This is a genomic window from Moraxella sp. CTOTU47915, from assembly GCF_031986685.1.
In the GTDB taxonomy this organism is placed as follows: domain Bacteria; phylum Pseudomonadota; class Gammaproteobacteria; order Pseudomonadales; family Moraxellaceae; genus Faucicola; species Faucicola tetraodonis.
This window is the reverse complement of record NZ_DAMAAE010000002.1, coordinates 109,659-130,350: the sequence shown is the minus strand read 5'-3', so window position 1 is coordinate 130,350 and position 20,692 is coordinate 109,659. Positions and strand designations below refer to the sequence as shown.

20 protein-coding genes are annotated in these 20,692 nt (G+C 44.1%); 16 read left to right on the top strand and 4 right to left on the bottom strand.

Translation table 11 applies throughout. The features are described 5' to 3' along the window. Positions 1–20: 20 nt before the first annotated feature. The 3 genes from rarD to RTL34_RS02760 are packed head-to-tail and all read left to right on the top strand — an operon-like array spanning position 21 to position 2,134. On the top strand, positions 21–1,019 hold the full coding sequence (gene rarD / locus RTL34_RS02770) for an EamA family transporter RarD (protein ID WP_312114423.1): 999 nt from the start codon (positions 21–23) through the stop codon (positions 1,017–1,019). 11 nt (positions 1,020–1,030) lie between these two features. Further along, positions 1,031–1,558, top strand: a complete 528-nt coding sequence (folB, locus tag RTL34_RS02765) for a dihydroneopterin aldolase (protein WP_256999008.1) — start codon at positions 1,031–1,033, stop codon at positions 1,556–1,558. A 39-nt stretch (positions 1,559–1,597) separates the two neighbouring features. Next, positions 1,598–2,134, top strand: coding sequence for a 2-amino-4-hydroxy-6-hydroxymethyldihydropteridine diphosphokinase (locus tag RTL34_RS02760; protein WP_312114421.1), 537 nt, complete (start codon positions 1,598–1,600; stop codon positions 2,132–2,134). Here RTL34_RS02760 and RTL34_RS02755 read toward each other — a convergent pair. Continuing rightward, the gene (locus RTL34_RS02755) at positions 2,131–3,843 is read right to left on the bottom strand and encodes a sigma 54-interacting transcriptional regulator (RefSeq protein ID WP_312114420.1); all 1,713 of its coding nucleotides are present in this window, start codon (positions 3,841–3,843) and stop codon (positions 2,131–2,133) included. The genes RTL34_RS02760 and RTL34_RS02755 overlap by 4 nt on opposite strands. A gap of 158 nt (positions 3,844–4,001) precedes the next feature. Then, entirely contained in the window at positions 4,002–4,283 is a 282-nt protein-coding gene (locus RTL34_RS02750) for a subtilase-type protease inhibitor (RefSeq protein WP_312114418.1), read from the bottom strand. A 51-nt stretch (positions 4,284–4,334) separates the two neighbouring features. On the opposite strand from RTL34_RS02750, the gene RTL34_RS02745 reads away from it, so the two are divergent. The 7 genes from RTL34_RS02745 to iscX all read left to right on the top strand — a co-directional run bounded on the left by RTL34_RS02745 (position 4,335) and on the right by iscX (position 9,743). Further along, entirely contained in the window at positions 4,335–4,493 is a 159-nt protein-coding gene (locus tag RTL34_RS02745; protein ID WP_007116662.1) for a hypothetical protein, read from the top strand. Positions 4,494–4,728: 235 nt separating this feature from the next. Continuing rightward, positions 4,729–5,778 (top strand): ribonuclease Z, encoded by a 1,050-nt coding sequence (locus tag RTL34_RS02740; protein WP_312114416.1) that lies wholly within the window; start codon positions 4,729–4,731, stop codon positions 5,776–5,778. A 222-nt stretch (positions 5,779–6,000) separates the two neighbouring features. After that, on the top strand, positions 6,001–7,122 hold the full coding sequence (locus tag RTL34_RS02735; protein WP_312114414.1) for a Re/Si-specific NAD(P)(+) transhydrogenase subunit alpha: 1,122 nt from the start codon (positions 6,001–6,003) through the stop codon (positions 7,120–7,122). Between the two features lie 43 nt (positions 7,123–7,165). Next, positions 7,166–7,528 (top strand): proton-translocating transhydrogenase family protein, encoded by a 363-nt coding sequence (locus tag RTL34_RS02730; RefSeq protein WP_101963738.1) that lies wholly within the window; start codon positions 7,166–7,168, stop codon positions 7,526–7,528. An 11-nt stretch (positions 7,529–7,539) separates the two neighbouring features. Then, positions 7,540–8,928 (top strand): NAD(P)(+) transhydrogenase (Re/Si-specific) subunit beta, encoded by a 1,389-nt coding sequence (locus RTL34_RS02725; protein WP_312114575.1) that lies wholly within the window; start codon positions 7,540–7,542, stop codon positions 8,926–8,928. An 88-nt stretch (positions 8,929–9,016) separates the two neighbouring features. Then, the gene (locus RTL34_RS02720) at positions 9,017–9,529 is read left to right on the top strand and encodes an acyl-CoA thioesterase (protein WP_203171874.1); all 513 of its coding nucleotides are present in this window, start codon (positions 9,017–9,019) and stop codon (positions 9,527–9,529) included. Between the two features lie 13 nt (positions 9,530–9,542). Next, a complete protein-coding gene (iscX, locus tag RTL34_RS02715) occupies positions 9,543–9,743 on the top strand; it encodes a Fe-S cluster assembly protein IscX (RefSeq protein ID WP_007116656.1) in 201 nt (66 codons plus the stop codon). Positions 9,744–9,971: 228 nt separating this feature from the next. On the opposite strand, the gene dapE is transcribed toward iscX, so the two are convergent. Further along, the gene (dapE, locus tag RTL34_RS02710; RefSeq protein WP_312114411.1) at positions 9,972–11,210 is read right to left on the bottom strand and encodes a succinyl-diaminopimelate desuccinylase; all 1,239 of its coding nucleotides are present in this window, start codon (positions 11,208–11,210) and stop codon (positions 9,972–9,974) included. Between the two features lie 186 nt (positions 11,211–11,396). On the opposite strand from dapE, the gene RTL34_RS02705 reads away from it, so the two are divergent. Then, positions 11,397–12,011, top strand: coding sequence for a LysE/ArgO family amino acid transporter (locus tag RTL34_RS02705; RefSeq protein WP_312114409.1), 615 nt, complete (start codon positions 11,397–11,399; stop codon positions 12,009–12,011). Here RTL34_RS02705 and RTL34_RS02700 read toward each other — a convergent pair. Continuing rightward, complete coding sequence (locus tag RTL34_RS02700) at positions 11,997–12,611, bottom strand: 2OG-Fe(II) oxygenase (protein ID WP_312114407.1); 615 nt, start codon at positions 12,609–12,611, stop codon at positions 11,997–11,999. The two genes, RTL34_RS02705 and RTL34_RS02700, sit on opposite strands and share 15 nt — an antisense overlap. 132 nt (positions 12,612–12,743) lie before the next feature. Here RTL34_RS02700 and RTL34_RS02695 point away from each other — a divergent pair, with 132 nt between their 5' ends. The 5 genes from RTL34_RS02695 to RTL34_RS02675 all read left to right on the top strand — a co-directional run bounded on the left by RTL34_RS02695 (position 12,744) and on the right by RTL34_RS02675 (position 20,632). After that, positions 12,744–13,631: a 23S rRNA (adenine(2030)-N(6))-methyltransferase RlmJ gene (locus RTL34_RS02695; protein WP_007116651.1), complete on the top strand. Its 888-nt coding sequence runs from the start codon at positions 12,744–12,746 to the stop codon at positions 13,629–13,631. A gap of 171 nt (positions 13,632–13,802) precedes the next feature. Beyond that, complete coding sequence (gene pssA / locus RTL34_RS02690; RefSeq protein WP_409455435.1) at positions 13,803–14,678, top strand: CDP-diacylglycerol--serine O-phosphatidyltransferase; 876 nt, start codon at positions 13,803–13,805, stop codon at positions 14,676–14,678. 167 nt (positions 14,679–14,845) lie between these two features. Further along, positions 14,846–16,510 (top strand): alpha/beta hydrolase family protein, encoded by a 1,665-nt coding sequence (locus RTL34_RS02685; protein WP_312114403.1) that lies wholly within the window; start codon positions 14,846–14,848, stop codon positions 16,508–16,510. Between the two features lie 458 nt (positions 16,511–16,968). Then, entirely contained in the window at positions 16,969–19,764 is a 2,796-nt protein-coding gene (gene gyrA, locus RTL34_RS02680) for a DNA gyrase subunit A (protein WP_312114401.1), read from the top strand. Between the two features lie 172 nt (positions 19,765–19,936). Beyond that, entirely contained in the window at positions 19,937–20,632 is a 696-nt protein-coding gene (locus tag RTL34_RS02675; protein ID WP_312114399.1) for a glutathione S-transferase, read from the top strand. Positions 20,633–20,692: the final 60 nt, after the last annotated feature.

Genomic DNA, 20,692 nt, shown 5'->3' with positions numbered 1-20,692 from the left:
TAACATTTATCGTTGTGTTAATGAAAAATCAAATCCCCGAACATCAAATCCTTAAGAGTCAAATCCCCCAAAGTCAAACCATTGATATCATCAATAGTGACATTCCGACCCGTGCCGTTGATATTACTGACCATGAAAAACCAACCATAGTGACCACGCCCAAAGGGGTATTGACCGCACTGGCTGCTTTTTTGATTTGGGGGTTTTTCCCCCTGTATTTTAAGCTACTCAAAGATTATGATGCGATTGAAATCATTGGGCATCGAATTATTTGGACGTTTGTCACGATTTTACTGATCATGACAGTGACCAAAAACTGGCACTGGTTAAAAGTGATTCAAGCCAACCCAAAATGGCTACTTTATACTGCCGTTTCAGGGGCGATTATCTCAGTCAATTGGCTGGTGTACGTGTGGGCGGTCAATCATGATCAGATTTTGGAAGCCAGTTTGGGCTATTATATTGGTCCGTTGATGGGTATTTTACTATCGCTAGTGGTCATCAAAGAAAAACTGCGTCCTTTGCAATGGATGGCAGTGATTTTGGCAGCGATAGGCGTGGCGATTCAGTTGGTCGTGCTGGGTAAATTGCCGTGGGTATCGTTATTGTTGGCGAGTAGCTTTTCTGTATATGGTTTGATGCATCGCCATACCCCGCTTGACGCGCTGTCTGCGATGTTTATCGAAACGGCGCTATTAGTGCCGGTCTTTATTGGCTGGTTTGCTATGCATGATGTTGCTAGTAGTCAATTAGATTTTTGGCTGTCGCCATCAATTTTTTTATTGATGATTGCAGGGCCTGTGACCTTGATACCACTATTGATGTTTAATAAAGCTACCAAAATGGTTAATTTTAGTTTATTGAGCTTTTTAAATTATTTGACCCCATCCATGATTTTTTTATTAGCGATATTCTTGTATCATGAGCCTTTTAACATTTATAAATTGATTACCTTTGCCTTTATTTGGACAGGGTTGGTATTTTTTAGTTATGATTTAATCAAACAACGAAATACCTAACGAGAGTAAAAATGACTACACCAGAAACCACCCAACAAACTAAGCTTGAAACGCCCCACAGCACCACGCAAGCCCCCGCACAAAAAACCATGCATGAATCACTATATTCAGCGGCGGATGCGTTACATGCGATTGCAAACGAAAAGTCCAACAGTCAGCCAATAAAGCTGACGGGCAATTCAACAGATACGGTGTTTGTGAAGGGTCTCAAAGTCGATGCCGTGATTGGCGTGTATGAGTGGGAGCAGCAAATAACCCAACCATTGATTTTTGATATTGAAATGGTGGGCTGTCAATACCAAGCGTCGCAGACTGATAATATTCAAGATGCCATCAATTATAAAAGTGTCAGTGAGCGCGTGGCTGAAGTGAGCATTGCCAACAAAGTCGCGCTGTTAGAGCGGTTAGCGCAATTGGTCGCTGAGATGATTTTGGCAGAATTTGCCCCAGAAAAAGTCACAGTGACGATTCACAAACCAACCGCCATCAAACAAGCCGATAGTGTCGGGGTTAAAATTACCCGTTTTCAGCAAAATTAATTAGCCTAAGCAAAAATATGTTTATTTGAGCATTTGAGTATGAGTGTACCACCGCGTGATGTGATAGTCATCGAAGCCTGTGTTTTGTCGTTAGCCAGTAATGTCAAACAACCTTATTATTTACAAAAAGCCAAAGACTGGCTGCAAAACTTTGGCACTTTGACCCTCAGCGCGATTCATAGTAGTGAAGATACTTGTAGTGATAACAATTTAAACAAGCAAACATCCAATACACCAGTTTATTTTAACCAAGTGGCTTATTTAGCATTTGCGCAGCCAATAGATTATTGGCAGTGGTTACAACTCACCAAGAAGTTTGAACAGCAACAAGACAGACTTCTGTACCAAAAACCCGCTGTTACATTAGACATTGATATCATTGCGGTAAAATGCCTGCATCAAATTGACAATATCGACAATAATCTCGATGAAAAAGGCAATCGATTCGTGCTATTTGCTCAATCAGCAAACCAGTGGTTAGGCATCCGCCGGCGTTTTCCACTAGCTTGTTATGACCAAGTAGGGATAGTAGATTTATCAAAAAATATCGATTTGTCCTTTATCCGAAGTTTTTAATCCTCATCGCTGTCACTATCACTATTAATATCACTGTCACTATCAATGCCCAATTTTTTCATACGGTAGCGCAGTGAGCGAAACGTTGTATTTAACAGTTTAGCAGCTTGGGTGCGATTCCAACCACTGCAGTTGAGCGCCGCGATAATGACTTTTCGTTCTTGATTCATCAAATATTCTTCCAGCCCTTCGGCAGGCAGTTGACCTTCTTCAGCAGAGGGCTGGGCTAAATTAGGTGCATTGATATTCCCTATCGGCGCATCTAAAGTTAACGATTCATGGGTTAACGCATCATGGGTGGATTGGGTTGGTGTGGGCGTGGGCGTAAGTTGAATATTGGGTTTGACTTTGTAACCACTTGCAAACAAGTTGCTGCCATAGGAAGTATTGATGGGGCTGTTGGAAGCGGATTTAGGCTCGGCTAAGGGCTCAACTTTTGGCGCGCTAGGTTGACTCGGTATTGATAAGACGGGGTGATTGGAGTTTTCTGTGATTTCATGAGTTTTTTGGGTTTCATGGATTCTAGGAGTGTCAGCCGGTACGTTGGCGGCTGATAATGGCAAATTCAAATGTTGGGCTTCAATCACATTATCATCAGCTAGGGTAATCGCCCGCTCTAAGATATTTCTTAATTCACGCACGTTGCCTGCAAAGTGATGGTTTGTCAATTGAACCGCGGCTTCATTCGATAATGTCAGTGGCTGCGCTAGTCCCCAATCGTCTGCAATCAAAGAGATAAAATGATTGGCTAACAGTAAAATATCATCACGCCGTTCATTGAGACTGGGTAATTTTACTTCAATCACGTTGATGCGATAATATAAATCTTGTCTAAATTCACCCGTTTCGACAAGCTTAGCCAAATTTTTATGGGTAGCGGATAAAAGGCGCACATCCACGGCAATCTCTTGGGTGCTTCCAATGGAGCGGATTTTCTTTTCTTGTATCGCGCGTAATAATTTGACTTGCATGGAAATCGGCAAATCCGCTACTTCATCCAAAAATAGCGTGCCGCCATTTGCTTGTTGGAATAACCCTTCTTTGTCTGCGGTAGCGCCAGTAAAGCTGCCTTTTTTGTGCCCAAAGAACTCGCTTTCCATCAACTCTGATGGGATGGCGCCGCAGTTAACAGGCACAAAATTGGCAGAGCAGCGTGGGCTTAAATCATGAATGAGCTTGGCAACGACTTCTTTACCAGTGCCTGATTCTCCCCACAAAAATACGGGCGCTTGGCTACGCGCCAATTTTTGGATGGTGGTTTTGAGCTGGGCAATGGCGTTAGATTGTCCGATTAAGCGATTGCTAAAAGGATCATAGACTTCTTTACAATTGAGTGGATTGGCATTTTCCGCCACCTTCAAGGCATTTTCGACTAACTGGCGCAGCCGTGATAGCTCAAGCGGCTTGTTGACAAAATCAAAGGCACCTAGTTTTAACGCTTCAATCGCCAAATCCATGCTACCGTGGGCGGTAATCACTGCCACGGGGGTTTTGGCATAATTTTTACTGATAAATTTAACGATATCAAGTCCTGTGCCATCTGGGAGTTTGAGATCGGTTAAGCAAAAGTCAAAACTATACGCTCGAAGATGGCTGATGCCGGTGGCATAGTCATAAGCGACTTTGGTTTCAATGCCCATTTTTTTGAGTGTCATCTGCATCAAGCGACACAAATCTACTTCATCATCAATAATCAGCGCTAATGCCATACAGATGCAAAACCTTTAACACAAAGTAATTAGAGGAATTATAACACTTCGCTTGTTTTATCGTCAGTAAGCTATGGCAAACAAGCTAGTGCATACGTTATGGCGGGCTAAATTATAATAGCCCAGCTATTTGCTACCTCAGTCACTTACTAACTCAGTTACTTGCTAGTTTCTGACTCACAAGCACCTTTGGTTATACTCATAGTCTTGTCCATAGCATTGACGCCATTATTTGCCATACAAGCGTTGCCATAGGTTTGATAGCGGACGATGCCATTATTGATAGTTTTGACGCAGACAGGATCATATTGCATGGTGCACATCATCTCAGGTTTCTTGATGGGCTGAGGCATAGGTTGGGGGTTTTGCTGATCTGAGCTAACAGCTTGGCAGCCAAATAAACTTAATGAGAAGCATAATGGGGTAAAAAACTTGAACATAGCATTCCTTATTTTGTTCCGTAAGTGATACAAGAGATGATATAAGCATCATTGAGTATACCAAAACTCAGTGAAATCATCCGCAATAATAACCCGCTTGCCAAATTATTATTGCTATTATCTGTTACCAAATCTTTAAAACGTAAACGGGCAGCCAGCCGTTGGACCCGTAATAAAGCACGCCCCAAATCCGCCTATCAACAAGTATAAGGCCGAGGCTTAAAGCAGAATTGTCCAATTCGCCAGACACGATATAAGGGATAAAGGATAAAAGACAAAAGCTAAAGGCTAATGGTTAAAGGCTAGGGGTTAAAAGAAAGCTTTGAAGTCATTGCCATAGCCCAGTCAAAAGTTGTTGTAAAATTTGTTAGCGCATTTTATTTTATAGTTAAATTGATAAACATTCACTATAACGATGTAACACTCGTTTGATCAAGAGGTAATCATGTTAACACTCACTTTTTTGGGCACATCAGCAGGGATACCCACCAAACACCGCAACGTCACCGCGCTTGCCGTATCACTTATCAACCCTTATAGCAAAGCAAAAAATGTCCCTTGGGTATTAGTGGACTGTGGGGAAGCCACCCAGCATCAATTACTCAAAACCCCGTTGTCCGTGATGCAGCTAGAATTGATTTGCATCACCCATGTGCATGGCGACCACTGTTATGGTTTGCCAGGGTTACTGGCAAGTATGGCGATGAGTGGACGCAAGCACCCACTAACCGTCATCGCCCCACAAGCCATTGCCGATTATCTTGCCGCCGTGCAAGCCACGACAGCACTGATGATAAGTTTTGATATTAATTTTATCGCCATTGAAAATAGAGTGCAGGGGGATAGTTACCCACCCATCATGCTGGATTTGACAGACGACCATCAGCTACAAGTTGACGTGATTGCGCTATCACACCGTATCCCTAGCCATGCCTTTAAATTCACCCAGCGACTGTCCAAAAAAACCTTATTGACCCAAAAACTCACCGAGCTTAACGTGCTAGATAAACGGCTATGGGGCAAACTTAAATACGGTATTGACGTCAATCTAGATGATAACACCTTGCTAAAATCCGCGGATTTTGTCACCACCATGCTGCATAAAACCGTGCTGATAATCGCAGGCGACAATGACTCACCTGAGCTATTAGCCGATGCCATATCAGATACCGATGTGCTAGTACACGAGGCGACTTATACCCAAGCAATCGCTGATAAACGAAAAGTAGCCCCTAACTATTTTGACCCCATGCATTCAACTGCCAAGCAAGTTGCCGAGTTTGCGCAGCGATCACAGTTAAAAAACCTGATTTTGACCCATTTTAGCGCGCGTTTTCAACCTTTTGATACACCTAGTAGCAAAACTTTAAATATGTCAGATATTCGGGCAGAAGTGGCTACCAGTTATCAAGCTAATTTTTGGCTTGCCCAAGATTTTGATGAATTTGAAATCGACAACGGCAACGTTAAAAAACGCAATACGCAAATAAACTAACCCTCATAAAGCTATCTTGTTAAAAGAAAATTTTGTAAAAATTTTTATTGATAACTTTTTTTTATAAGCATCAGTCAAATTTACTTGTTATTCCGCCTAGAATTGTTTTGCATAATTAATTATATTTATGGTAATTTAATTATCATTTTTTTAATTTATAACTGTCTAAGCTAATCGTCAGTTATGGATTGAAAATCCCACCGAACCGCTTGAGGAGAGTGTATGCAAATTGGTGTACCAAAAGAAACTGCATTATATGAAAATCGGATTGCGATTACCCCCGATACCATTAAAAAGTTCATCAAGTTGGGTCACAGTATTGTGGTCGAACGCGATGCCGGTAAAGGTTCGTTTATTACCAATGAGGCGTTGGAACAAGCAGGGGCGCAAATTGTTGATGATGCGATCTCAACAAGTGATGTGGTGCTGACGGTCAATAGCTTGCCGATCGAACAAATCAACCAGCTAAAACAAGAAGCGATTGTCATCGGTATGATGAATCCGTATCGCAATGCCAATTTGCAGGACTATGCCAATCGCCACGCCAAAGTATATGCCATGGAGCTATTGCCCCGAACTTTGTCGCGGGCGCAGAATATGGACGTGTTGTCATCCCAAGCCAACTTGGCAGGTTATAAAGCGGTGATTTTGGCTGCCAACCAGTTTGGTCGTCCTTTCCCCATGTTTATGACATCGGCAGGTACGGTGAAACCTGCGCGTATTGTCATCCTAGGCGTGGGCGTCGCGGGTCTGCAAGCGATTGCCACCGCCCGTCGTTTGGGTGCTGTTGTAGAAGCCAGTGACTTACGTCCCACCGTGCGTGATCAAGTGGAGTCAGTCGGTGGTAAATGGCTCGATGTCCCCATGAGCGATGAGGAAAAAGCCAAAGCCAAAGACACAGGCGGCTATGCCTGGACACCGTCTGAGCAATATATCAAAGACCAAGCCGCGGTTGTCGATAAAGCAGTCAGCCAAGCAGATATCGTGATTACCACGGCTCAAATTCCTGGTCGCAATGCGCCGCGTTTAATACACCAAGCTACCATCGATAAAATGAAATCTGGCTCAATTCTACTCGATATGGCAGTGGAAACAGGCGGTAACGTAGAAGGCTCAGTGGTCGGACAAAATATCATCACCCCGAACGGTGTCACCATCATGGGTGTGCCCAATATTCCATCGACCTTGGCGGCGCAGTCATCGGCATTGTATGCCAATAATTTGTATAACTTTTTTGCGACCTTGATGGATGACAATAAAGTGTTTGCGCTCAATCCAGAAGATGAAATCCAAAAAGCCTTGCTGGTTACTAGCCAAGGTCAAGTATTGTTAGCCAGTCGCTAACCTAATTTTCATTTAATTTTACCTATCGAGGTTAGGAGGTTTTATGTTATTGACCCTATTAGCGTCTGCGACATCTGCCACCCCATTTGTGGCAATCTTTAGTATCTTTGTTTTGGCTATTTTTGTGGGTTATTACGTGGTTTGGGGGGTAACACCTGCACTGCATACCCCACTGATGGCGGTGACCAATGCCTTATCCAGTATCGTTATCGTCGGTGCCATGCTGCAGACCGTCAGCATCGGTGGCAATATGTTTACCCCAACCAGCTTATTGGGGGCGTTTGCGGTGTTTTTAGCTAGCATCAATATTTTTGGTGGTTTTTCGGTGACGGAACGTATGCTAGCGATGTTTAAATCAAAAGATAAAAAAGCCAAAGCTGAGCCAAACAAAGAAGGAAATGCTTGATGAATGAGAATTTGAATTGGGTCGCCCAACATGCTGATTGGTTTTATTTGATTGGTGCGGTGCTATTTATTTTAACCCTACGGGGTTTATCAAGCCCAAAAACCGCCATCCGTGGTAACCGATTCGGTATGATAGGTATGGCGATTGCCATTATCACCACCTTTTTCTTGGCACCCAGTCCGGTGTTTGTATTAATTGTTGGCGCGATGGTGCTAGGCGCGGTGGTCGGCACTTGGAAAGCACGTACCGTTGCCATGACGCAAATGCCAGAAACCGTGGCTTTGATGCACTCTTTAGTGGGTTTATCGGCAGTTGCCATTGCACTAGCGAGCGTGTTGCATACCGGCGTCGAGCATAGCACCATCGCGCGGTTTGAATTGTTTGTGGGCTGTTTTATTGGTGCAATTACCTTCTCAGCGTCAATGTTTGCTTTTGGTAAATTGGCGGCAAAAAGCTGGGCAAAGACGCTTAAAGGCAGTTGGGTAAAACCTGTCCAAGCGCTATTGTTCATCGCGATGTTAGCGTTTGGTATTATGTATTTTACCACCCAATCCATGCCAGCGTTTTATGCCATGACCATCCTTGCTATTATTTTTGGCTGGATGTGGATTGCGCCGATTGGTGGCGGTGATATGCCTGTGGTGGTATCGCTACTCAACTCATTCTCTGGGTGGGCGGCAGCCGGTATCGGTTTTACCCTAGGTAACTCAATGCTGATTATCGCAGGGTCATTGGTCGGTTCATCTGGGGCGATTTTGTCCTACATTATGTGTAGAGCCATGAACCGTTCACTGCTCAACGTATTGTTTGGCGGTATGTCAAGCAGCTCAGCCGCTGCGACAGAAGAAGATACCGGACCCAAAACTTACCGTACAGGCTCACCTGAAGATGCTGCCTTTATGATGGAAAACTCTAGCAGTGTCGTCATTGTGCCAGGCTATGGTATGGCGCAAGGCCGTGCCCAAAATGCGGTAAAAGAGCTTTATGAAATGCTCAAAGAAGAAGGCGTGGACGTGCGTTTTGCCATTCACCCCGTGGCAGGTCGTATGCCAGGTCATATGAACGTACTATTGGCTGAAGCAGATGTGCCGTATGAAGATATCTTAGAAATGGATGAAATCAATTCCGACTTTGCAGGTACAGATGTTGTGCTGATTATCGGTGCCAATGACGTGGTCAACCCAGCGGCAAAAGACGATCCAAACTCACCGATCTTTGGTATGCCAATTCTTGAAGCAAACAAAGCGCAAACCGTGATGGTCATCAAACGCTCAATGAGTGCCGGCTACGCAGGTCTTGATAATAGCTTGTTCTACATGGACAAAACCATGATGATCTTTGGCGATGCCAAAAAAGTAGTAGAAGACATGATTCGCCATATCAATGGTACAGGTCACTAAGTTTTTGTAACTTCAATCAACCCTGACTAACCAGTTTAGTCAGGGTTTTTTATTTGCTATAATCAGGCGGATATCACAAGGAAAATTCATGAATTTATTACTTCGTTACCTTATCTTATGTTTGATGCTAAAATCCGATAAAGCAAAGTCATCCAAACCAAGCTATAGCGATGCGATCATCCGCTACTATCGGATTTTGCCACATGATATGGGGTTTCGTCACCATGTGCCTAATTATCGCTACTTAAGCTTTATTGAGCTCAATATCCAGCAGTGGCTGATGCAGCAACGTCCAACGGACAAGCTAGGTTGGGTGATTGCATCGCAACAATTAACTTATATCAAAGAAAGCTTTTTGTTTGATAAATTGGCGCTTCGCAGTCAATTATTGGCTTGGGATAAAAAATACCTGTATTTTCGCCACGAGTTTTGGGTGAAAAATGACTTAAATGTGGTGGCACTGACCAAAATTGTATTGATGTTGGATGGGCAAGTGCAACCGACCAGCGTCATTGTACAGCAAGATGAACAAGCTCATCCTGTCATCAAAACTTGGCAAGACAATCTTAACGAAATCAAAAAACTCACCCCCATCAAATAACTGGAGAAAAAATATGTCCCTCAAATGGAACGACACGTTAGAAATTGCCATTCAACTTTCTGAAAAATACCCTGATGAAGACGTGCAATATATTCGTTTTACCGATTTGCATCGGTATGTGACGCAGTTGGAAGAATTTGGCGATGACCCAACCAAATCGACCGAAAAACAACTAGAAGCGATTCAAATGGCTTGGCTAGACGAACTAGATTAAGCTGAATGCTAGATTCTTCTTCATACTAGATTGTTAATGAGCAGTAGCTAAATTAATTTACCCATGAAAAATTACCCGCACTTGCTTAATGCGTCAGCCAAAAATAACATTTTTTGATGTCATTGACTTGGGTAAATAATCATTTGCCAACCTCACGAAGATTGCCAACCCCAGCAAAATTAGCCGTATCACTGGGCTGTTAGCATGCCATATGTAGGTTAACAGTATTTAGTTTAACAGTAAGTTTTGTAATATTTGCTCATAAATTGCGGCAAGTTTGCCCAAATCTTCGACTGCTACACATTCATCAATTTGGTGGATGGTGGCATTACGCACGCCAAGCTCAACCACTTCAGGCGACCTATTGTCAACATTCAACGTTGCAATAAAACGACCATCTGAGGTGCCACCTGTGGTTGAAAGCTCTGTATCTGTCCCCGTCACGGCTTTAATCGCGGATTGACAAGCGCCGACGAGTTTGCCTTGCGGCGTCAAAAATGGGTTGCCCGATAGTTTCCAATTGATGTGATAACTGGCTGCACCGTCTTGAAAATACTTGTCAAAAATCGCATGGGTGGTCGCTTTAAGTTTCTCATCGTTGGTCTCAGTTGAAAAACGAAAATTAAACTCGGCGCTTAAAGTTGCAGGAATCACATTGTTAGCCCCAGTGCCTGCATTAAGGTTGGAGATTTGCAGGGTGGTGGCAGGAAAATACGCATTGCCATTGTCCCAAGTTTGGCTACAAAGCTCGGACAGTGCTGGCAAAGCATAATGAATAGGATTAACTGCCAAATGCGGGTAGGCAACATGGCCTTGTTTGCCGGTGACTGTCAAAATGGCGCCAAGCGAGCCACGGCGACCATTTTTGATGATATCGCCCAAGGTGTGAGTACTAGAGGGTTCGCCAATCAAGCAATAGGTTATGGGTTGGTTGCGCGATTGCAATGTTTCCACCACTTTGATTGTACCGTTAACCGAAGGACCTTCTTCATCAGCGGTGATTAAAAAGGCAATTGAGCCGTGATGATTGGGGTGCTTGGCGATAAAATTTTCAACAGCGACAGTAAATGCTGCAATCGCTGTTTTCATGTCTGCAGCACCACGCCCATACAGTATGCCATCTTTGATAGTAGGCTCAAATGGCGGATAAGTCCATTGGCTGACATCGCCCGTGGGCACGACATCGGTATGGCCTGCAAAACATAATACGGGCGCCTGTGCCTGCCCACGACCTTGACGGATTGCCCATAAATTTTTGACTTCTGCTTCGCGTCCTGTCGCGCCTTTTTCACCAAAGTATAAAAACTCACAATCAAAGCCGAGGTGGTTAAGCCGCTCAGCCAGTATATTTTGACAGTCAAGGTCAGTTGGCGTCACTGATGGCTCGCGCATCAGCTGTAAACTCAGTGCTAAAGTTTGCGCTTGAAGGTGGTCTAAATCAGTGGCGTTACTGGCATAATCAGTCATTATCGTTTCCTCAAAATCTCTCAAAAAGCTCGCTTATTTGCGCTGCATATTAGCATAAATTAGCGCCTTAGCGGGTCGCATTGTTCGCAATCGCTCAGGATTTTGGCTACAATACGCTTTTTTTCTCACTGCGCTTTTTTTCTCACTGTGCTTTTTTGTGTTTTTTGCGAATGTTACTGGGGACTTGTGGTATCGATGAATATCTCTACTTTTTTAATGGGCATGAGCGTGTGCTTTTCGTTAATTTTGGCGATTGGGGCACAGAATGCGTTTGTGCTTAAACAAGGGCTAAAACAACAATTTGTGTTTATCGTGTGTCTGATTTGCGCGTTATCCGATGCGGTGTTGATTACGGGTGGCGTGTTTGGTTTTGGCAAGCTGATTTCGCAATTTCCGCTGATTATCACCATCGCAAAATACGCAGGGGCGTTGTTTTTAATTGTGTATGGTACCCGAAGTTTTATTGCGGCTTATCAATCAAACCAATCGCTCGTGGCGCAGGGTGAAGACGTTGGTAATTTAAAACAAGTGATTGCCATGTGCTTGGCATTTACTTGGCTCAATCCCCATGTGTATTTAGATACGGTGATTTTGCTTGGGACGATTGCATCACAGGTTACCGATAAACTGGCGTTTGCGTTGGGTGCAATTTTATCTTCGTTTATTTTCTTTTTTAGTTTGGGTTATGGTGCGCGTATGCTGCAGCCGCTATTTGCCAAACCACTGTCTTGGAAAATTCTTGATATCCTCATCGGCGTTGTGATGTGGGGGATTGCGGCAAGTTTATTACTGGCTAATTAGCCCATCTTTTCTCATCCAAGTGGCAATAGAGAAGCGTTCACGATGGGTGATTGCGACTTGATGGACTAAGTTACTGTTAAAAACCACCAATCTGTTACCTTGGGGCTGTAATTGTTGCTGTGTGTCATGGTGATCGATGACGACAATTTCACCGCCATCGGGCGCCCCCCAACCGTCATTGAGATAAAAAACCGCCGATAACACACGTTCATCACGCCCTTGCGGGTTGTCTGAATGCCACTGATAACCAAACCCTGCAGGGTAGCGGGCATAATGAGCCTCACTACGGCGAATGCCGGTATATAAGGTTTGATTAAAAAATTGCGCCAGCTCATTAATCGCTTGTAGATACTGCATACCAATCGGGCAGTGCTCATCAATCCAGCGGGTGCTATCCCCGCGAATGCTAGTGATTCGCTCACCCTGCGTCAAATTGGCGGCATGGTAATCAATCAAGCCACTCTCTTTTTGTAACGCCTGAAAAAATTTGACGTCAAAACAGTCATCTAGCACGATAAAACCGTCATTAACCAGACCGTCAAGCTGTGCGTCATTTATTTTTTCAAACCAGTTGGGCAGGATAAAATTCAACTCTGGCATGTGCGCTGTGTTTCCTCCAGCATTGTTTAACATTTAACTGGGCAATTTTTAGCAAAAACTTCTAGCAAAAACTTCGCCAATTTTTGATAGCTATGCTACCATACCTGCTAATTTGTTTACGAAAAATTTATTATGAATTATCAACACAGCTACCACGCGGGCAACTTCGCTGATGTGGTAAAACACGTTTTATTACTCCAATTACTTGAGATGATGAGCGCCAAGCCAAAACCTTACTATATTTTGGATGCGTATGGTGGTCGCGGTTTGTATTCACTTGCCAGTGATGAAGCCAAAAAAACGGGTGAAGCCATCCATGGCATTACCAAACTACTGGCGCAAGATAATAGTCAAGCGCCACAGGCGGTGCAAACCTATCTACAAGATATTGGCTATGCCAAAAAATTCTACGATAAGCATGTGTATCCAGGTTCACCTTGGTTTATTGCCCATCACATCGAAAAACAACAAGACGCTCACCCAGAGATTAACAATCGCGCCGAAGCGTTTGAATGGAAAGCAAGCGAGTTTGATGCGCTCAACTACCAACTGCACCAATTGCCCATTGGCGTGCAACATCGCAATGCCTATGAAGGGATTTTGGCGGTGCTACCACCGCAAGAAAAACGCGGGTTAATTTTAATCGACCCCCCCTTTGAACAGGAACACCGTGATTTTAGCGCATTGGTAGATTTATTGGTCAAAGCGCATAAAAAATGGTCAACCGGGGTATTGGCACTTTGGTATCCCATCAAAAACAACGATGCGGTTGAGCTGTTTTATAAAAAAATGAAACGCACCGAAATCCGCCGTCAGTTGGTACTTGAGCTGAATATTTTCCCACCCGATTTGCCGATGGGTTTAAATGGGACGGGTATGTTGGTGATTAACCCACCTTGGCAATTTGATGCTAAAGCCGAAGAAATTTTGCAATATCTACAGCCAATTTTGCAGCATCCTGAAAGCCCACAAATGAGTGTGGAGCAGCGCACCAAAGTACAATGGTTGGTTGGCGAATAATGTCACACTTGGCGGGTTAACTGGTCACAAAACCCGCCAAATTTCGCAATTTGTTACCATGCTCGATGCACCTAGCAACAGACGATTTATTACAGACGACCTGCGAGAGACAACCTGCAAGGATAATCAATGAATAACGATAATAACCAACCAACCCTTATCAAGACGCCCATCGACGCATTACAACAGCCGCAACAGCACACTAAGGATATTAATCCGATTCAGCTTGAGCATCAGCGTAACCGTGAATTGGCAGAAACTGATGACTATGATGGGCTGACCTTTGAAGTCATTGAAAATGCGCGTGTCGCTGACAAAACGATTGCGCAAAAAGGCGTTTATTTAATTCCCAATTCATTTACGCTCTTGTCGCTGCTTGCGGCATTTTATTCCATTACCCAAAGCGCATTGGGGGAAGGGCATTATATGCGTGCCTGTGTGGCGATTTTTATCTCGGCATTGCTAGATGGGTTAGATGGCCGGGCGGCAAGGTTGTTCAATGCACAAAGTCCCTTTGGCGAGCAGCTAGACTCGCTAGCCGACTGCATCGCGTTTGGGCTTGCGCCTGCGTTATTGATTTATCATTATGCGTTAGAGCCGTTGGGGCGTATTGGTATCGCTTGCGCCTTTGTGTATGCTGCCTGTGCGGCGCTGAGACTGGCGCGTTTTAATGTACAAATTGGTGTCGTTGATAAAAAATACTTTGTCGGGGTAGCAAGTCCGTTAGCCGCTATTTTAGTCACGACGTTTGTGATGGTGCATATGGATTGGCAAGTTGAATTGCCGGCGACCAGTCCCGCTTTTCAAATCTTGGCAGCCGTTTGGGTGGTGATTGCCGGCTTCTTGATGGTGAGTAATTTAAAATACTATAGCTTTAAAGAGTTTGATAAAAAGCGTGTCCCGTTTGTGGTATTGATTTTGATTGTGTTTGCGCTCGGTATCGTGCTGTATAATATTCCTGCAGGATTGCTGGCGATTAGCGTGATTTACGCCTTATCGGGCCCAGTAACTGCGGTTTGGAGCAAGTTTAAACGCAAACCTGTTTAGCGCTACTCTAGTTTTTTTGTTTCAGTAGCAATTTTTTTTAGAAACGGATGTTCAAATAGTATAAAAACTGGCATGATGAGTGTATCGCTTTCATGCCCGTTTTTTTTGGGTAACATGATGCGTTGTTCAAGGATATGAACCATTAATTTCCTCATAAGGAGTATGAGATGCACCGTCAGTCTGATTTAATCCACCCTGCTTTTAACCTAACCAAAATTTTTATCTCCGTGTGTTTGGCATCAACCTTAGCCGCTTGTGGTAGCGATAATGATTCCACTACAACGCCACCTGCCAAAACAGGCGTTGCTTCACTGCCCACAGGTAATTTAATCAAAGATCCATTAACGACCAAAAATCTCACCGCCAGCGCCTTAACCCAGTTATTTAATACCACAGACCCCGATTTTAGCAAAGTTGCAGCCACGCCCAAGTGCGGTGTGCGTGTAGAATACATGCAATATGATACCGTCGATGTCAAAGGTAATAAGACCGATGCGACGGGTGCTGTGTTTATTCCGACAGGCACGGATGCAAGCTGTAGCGGCAATCGACCCATTGTACTCAATGCCCACGGTACGGCAACGACCAAAGCCTATAATTTTGCAGAAGTCGGTAATGCCAACAATGAAGCAGGACCGGCGGCGACATTGTTAGCGGCTTTGTTTGCAGGGCAAGGCTATGTGGTTATCTCACCCAATTATGCAGGTTATGACAAATCAAGCCTAGCTTATCATCCGTACCTCAATGCACAGCAGCAGTCACACGAGATGGCAGATGCGTTAAAAGCAGGCAGGGAAGTGGTACGCCGCACCGGCAGTGCAACCAATGTCGCTGACAATGGCAAATTGTTTGTTACAGGTTATTCTCAAGGTGGCTATGTCACCATGGCAACCACGCGCTATCTTGAAACGCTTAAAGAACCAGTGACAGCGGCGCTGCCAATTTCTGGACCCTATGCTATGGAAGCCTTTGGTGATGTGGTATTTGGTGGCAAAGTCATGCTCGGTGCGACGTTTTTTGCTCCGCTGATGGCTCGCAACTATCAAGAGCAGTATGGCAATATTTATGCCAAACCCAGTGACATGTTTGCGCCAGCCAATGCCGATGAAATCCCCTCGCTACTGCCTAGCGCCAGCATGACTGATATGCAGCTCATTTTAAGTGGTAAATTGCCTGCCTCAGCAATGTTTCAAAAAGCGCCAACGGGCAATTCAACGCTCGATGCGATAGCACCGTCTGACCCAGCATTTAGCTTTGGCTTTGATACCACGCATTATTTAATCAAAAATGACTACCGTTTAGGGTACTTGGCGGATGCCCAAAAAAATGTCGATTGGGCAGTGCCTTATTTACAAGGCTATACCAACTATAGCCCAGTGCCTGCTACACTGCCTGAACATCCCCTACGTAAAGCGTTAAAAGCCAATGACTTGCGCGGCTATTTACCAACAATGCCTGTCATTATGTGTGGTGGTAACCAAGATCCGATGGTGTTCTTTGACGTCAATAGTAGTTTAATGAAAAAACTATGGGACACAGATACTAATAAAACTAGCGCGACCAAGTTGGGAATTATTGATATCGATGTCACCAATCGTGCAACGCGTCAAAAACCGGTTTATCAAACGTTAGGTTTTGATACCGTCAACAATAATAGCATCCAGTCTCAGTCAGAAAAAATGCAGGCAGGATTTGCTAGCAAAGTGCAAAATATTGCGGCAAATGCGGCCGCCAACGGGGGCAATCCATCACAAGCCGTTGCTATGCAATATCATGGTTTAGTCACGCCGTATTGTATGGGTGTGGCACAGACATTGTTTAGCCAGTTCTAAATTTGTCATATCTACTAAACATATACGTATATAACTGACTCCAATTTAACAAAGCCTGTTTATCAACAGGCTTTGTCATTAGACAGTTTGATATCGAGCCTCAGATTTAATCCGATTATTTTATAGCTTGTAAAAATAACTGGTAAAGTTTGGGCAGTTTGCCATGGGGGTAAAATAACACCCGTCAAAGCATGATATTTTGATGTTACCGTCGACATTTGGCGGTGGGTTAACTGCTAAATCATGCGTTTTATGCTATAATTGTTCCTTTTTACTATCCTAAAAATATTAAGTCATCTGTGTTACTTTTCTAAAAGTTTTGATTGGGTTTTTTTGCAGCTTTTGGTCAAAATTGCGCATTGCTTTTAAACGCATTGTTGTTAACTTAGCTATCGCCTTGAAAAGTAAAATAAATAAGATGACTCACATATTTAAGTAGCTTGATAAAAGGAGCGTGCATGTCCACCGATTCCGTTAGCCCCATTGGCATCGTCGATGAATTAAAACAATCTTATCTCGACTATGCCATGAGCGTAATTGTCTCCCGTGCTTTACCTGATGTGCGTGATGGGCTTAAACCTGTTCATCGCCGTGTGTTATACGCGATGCATGAATTATCAAACGACTTTAACAAACCTTACAAAAAATCGGCGCGTGTGGTCGGTGATGTTATCGGTAAATACCACCCGCATGGCGATACCGCAGTTTATGACGCAATTGTGCGCTTGGCGCAGCCGTTCTCAATGCGCTATATGCTCATCGATGGTCAAGGTAATTTTGGTTCAGTGGATGATGACCCTGCCGCAGCGATGCGTTATACCGAAGTGCGCATGCAAAAACTTACTCACCAAATGCTGGGTGATTTGGATAAAGACACTGTGGATTGGGAGGCAAACTATGATGGCTCGGAGCAAATGCCAAGCGTCATGCCAGCCCGTATTCCAAATTTACTCGTTAATGGTGCCACAGGGATTGCAGTGGGTATGGCGACCAATATGGCGCCACATAATCTGACGGAAGTGATTAATGCGTGTTTGGCCTATGCCGATGATCCGCACATCTCTGGTGAAATGCTCATGCAGCATATCACCGGTCCTGATTTCCCAACAGGCGGTATCATTTATGGTCGCTCAGGGATTGTCGATGCTTATCGCACCGGTAAAGGTCGCCTGCATTTGCGCGGCAAATATCACATCGAACCGATGAGTGAAACGGGCGCCAATAAAGAACGTGAGCGTATTGTATTTACCGAGATTCCATACCAAACCAATAAAGCAAAACTGATTGAAAAAATCGCAGAATTGGTACGCGATAAAAAACTTGAAGGCATTAGTGAGATTCGCGATGAGTCGGATAAAGATGGCATGCGTATCGCCATTGATTTAAGACGTGGTGAAAACGCGGAAGTCATCGTTAACAATCTATTTATCCAAACGCCTTTAGAATCGAGTTTTAGCATTAACATGGTTGCCTTAGATGAAGGTCAACCTAAAATCATGACGTTGCGTGATTTGATTGCCGCCTTTGTGCGTCACCGCCAAGAAGTTGTCACTCGCCGTACTATTTTTGAACTCAAAAAAGCGCAGGCGCGTGGTCATTTGCTCGAAGGACTAACGATTGCTCTTGCCAACATTGATCGTATCATTGACACTATCAAGGCATCGGCAAACCGCCAAGAAGCCCGCGATAACTTACTGACCAATACTTGGCAGTCAGGTGGCGTGATTGCCATGTTAGAGGCAGCAGGCAGTCATTCGATTCGCCCCGATGTGATTGAAGGCGAAGACCTAAATGCCCCATATGGACTGATTGATGACAACCAACATTATCGTCTATCGCCTGACCAAGTCAATGCTATTCTGGATATGCAGCTGCACCGTTTAACAGGGCTAGAGCAAGACAAGCTACAGCAAGAATTCAAAGAAATCTTGGCACTCATTGCGCAATTACAAAGCATTTTGGATAACTTTGACCAATTAATGCAAGTAATCAAAGACGAATTAATCCAAATCCGTGATGATTTTGGCGATGCACGCAAAACCCAAATCGTCGATAGTCGCAGTGACTTTAGCCGTGCAGATTTGATTCCTGAACAAACCGTTGTGTTGACTGTTTCACGCACGGGCTATGCCAAAACCCAGCCTATTAGCGACTATATCGCCCAAAAACGCGGTGGTAAAGGCAAGTCAGCCACTGCCATGAAGGCAGACGACGTTATTGACCATATGGTGGTCACATCCACGCACAACAACGTCATGATTTTTACCGATCGTGGCCGTGTGTTTGGGTTACAAGTGTTTGAAGTGCCTATTGCCAGCCGTGGTTCGCGTGGCCGTCCGATGGTCAATTTGATTGCGCTGGATGCCGATGAAAAAGTCACCGCCATCTTGCCTGTGACCGAAGACGACAAGCAAAATGACAATAGCTATGTGTTCTTTGCAACCGCATCGGGTATGGTAAAACGCGTCCAATTGTCACAATTTAAAAATCTTCGTGCCAACGGACTTCGCGCTGTTGAACTCAATGACGGCGATAACTTGATTGGCGTTGCCATTACCGATGGCGAGCAAGACATCATGTTATTCTCCAACGAAGGTAAAGCCATTCGCTTTAATGAAAGTAAAATCCGTGCGATGGGTCGTACCGCAAAAGGGGTACGCGGTATGCGGGTGACGCTACTGGCCAATCAAGGTATCGAAGACGAGGACGTCGAGCTTGAAGACGATAGCCAAGATGACCAAGACAATGACAGTGTCGTTGCGGTTAGCCGTGTGGTGTCATTGGTCGTTGCCCCACAGCAAGGTGAGATTTTATGTGCTTGTGAGCGTGGCTTTGGCAAACGTACACCTGTCTCTGATTTCCCTGTCAAAGGTCGGGGTGGTAAAGGCATTATTGCCATCAAAACCACGGCGCGTAATGGCGAGCTGGTGCAGGCGTTAGCGGTAACCGATGCCGATGATATTGTGCTGATTTCTGATGCAGGCACGCTGGTGCGTACACCTGTCGGACAAATCGCGCAAACAGGTCGTAATGCGCAAGGGGTCACCCTGATTCGTATTTCACAAGATGAATCATTGGTTTCCATCGCTTTGGTTGAAGGCGGTAGTGAAGACGAGTTGGACGAAGATATTGTAGCGTCAGAATTAACTGATAATATCGCGCAAGACAGTGCGGATTTACAAGACATCAAATTGTCTGAAGCCCTGCAACAAGATGGTTTACTGGAAGCCGATGCACAACAGCTAGATGACTAATTTGTAGCCTTGCTATTTATAACGTCGTTTTATCAAACCAGCTTATCAATCAATAAGCTGGTTTTTTTCGCTCAATTCTACAATTTCGCAACAGCCAGCAAGTTTAAAGCCTTATAAAATTTAAAATTATCTTGTTCAAACAATCTTATTACATTAAAAGACGAGTATACCCATGTCAAAACTGCATCTACACCACCTTGAAAAATCACGTTCGTTTCGAATTCTTTGGCTATTAGAGGAATTAGAACTGCCTTATCAGTTGACCAAGTACGAACGCCATCATGGTTTGGCGCCCAAGTCTTTGCAAAAAATTCACCCGATGGGTAAGGCACCTATCCTGCAAGATAATGAAAAAACGCTGATTGAATCGGCCAATATCATTGAGTATTTGATTGATAACTATGACCAGCCAAGCGAACAGCAAGATGCACAGCCAATCTCACAACTGGTGCTAAATAAAAAATTTCGCCCAGATTATGGCAGTGAGGCGTATGAGCAGTATCGATATTGGCTGCATTTCACCGAAAGCTCGTTGATGCCATTGCTTATTATCCGACTAATATTTGCTACCATGATAAAAAAATCACCGATAGGTATCAAACAAGTGGCAAAATTACTCAAATCAGGGATAGACAAATCTTATCTGAATCATTCATTAACCGAACAGCTCAAAATGTTAGATAAGCATTTGGGGAGTAATGAATGGCTTGCTGGCAACCAATTTAGCGGCGCTGATATACAGCTTGAATTTGGCATAAACGCCATGCAAGAAACCCATAGTTTAGAGGCAAAATACGCCAACATTCACAATTGGTTAAAAAAATGCCAAGCTCGCCCAGCTTACCAAAAAGCGATTGAGAAGTGTTGATGGTTCAATGTCAAGCGATTTAACGCTTCCATTACTTTATTTTGTCGATAAATTTACTAT

Bases quoted from the DNA above. Each gene is read 5' to 3' on its own strand.
- RTL34_RS02695 (WP_007116651.1), top strand. From the start codon at position 12,744: ATGAATTATCAACACAGCTACCACGCGGGCAACTTCGCTGATGTGGTA.
- RTL34_RS02760 (WP_312114421.1), top strand. From the start codon at position 1,598: ATGAGTGTACCACCGCGTGATGTGATAGTCATCGAAGCCTGTGTTTTG.
- folB (WP_256999008.1), top strand. From the start codon at position 1,031: ATGACTACACCAGAAACCACCCAACAAACTAAGCTTGAAACGCCCCAC.
- RTL34_RS02720 (WP_203171874.1), top strand. From the start codon at position 9,017: ATGAATTTATTACTTCGTTACCTTATCTTATGTTTGATGCTAAAATCC.
- iscX (WP_007116656.1), top strand. From the start codon at position 9,543: ATGTCCCTCAAATGGAACGACACGTTAGAAATTGCCATTCAACTTTCT.
- RTL34_RS02735 (WP_312114414.1), top strand. From the start codon at position 6,001: ATGCAAATTGGTGTACCAAAAGAAACTGCATTATATGAAAATCGGATT.
- RTL34_RS02700 (WP_312114407.1), bottom strand. From the start codon at position 12,611: ATGCCAGAGTTGAATTTTATCCTGCCCAACTGGTTTGAAAAAATAAAT.
- RTL34_RS02685 (WP_312114403.1), top strand. From the start codon at position 14,846: ATGCACCGTCAGTCTGATTTAATCCACCCTGCTTTTAACCTAACCAAA.
- RTL34_RS02730 (WP_101963738.1), top strand. From the start codon at position 7,166: ATGTTATTGACCCTATTAGCGTCTGCGACATCTGCCACCCCATTTGTG.
- gyrA (WP_312114401.1), top strand. From the start codon at position 16,969: ATGTCCACCGATTCCGTTAGCCCCATTGGCATCGTCGATGAATTAAAA.
- RTL34_RS02675 (WP_312114399.1), top strand. From the start codon at position 19,937: ATGTCAAAACTGCATCTACACCACCTTGAAAAATCACGTTCGTTTCGA.
- rarD (WP_312114423.1), top strand. From the start codon at position 21: ATGAAAAATCAAATCCCCGAACATCAAATCCTTAAGAGTCAAATCCCC.
- RTL34_RS02740 (WP_312114416.1), top strand. From the start codon at position 4,729: ATGTTAACACTCACTTTTTTGGGCACATCAGCAGGGATACCCACCAAA.
- RTL34_RS02755 (WP_312114420.1), bottom strand. From the start codon at position 3,843: ATGGCATTAGCGCTGATTATTGATGATGAAGTAGATTTGTGTCGCTTG.
- dapE (WP_312114411.1), bottom strand. From the start codon at position 11,210: ATGACTGATTATGCCAGTAACGCCACTGATTTAGACCACCTTCAAGCG.
- RTL34_RS02750 (WP_312114418.1), bottom strand. From the start codon at position 4,283: ATGTTCAAGTTTTTTACCCCATTATGCTTCTCATTAAGTTTATTTGGC.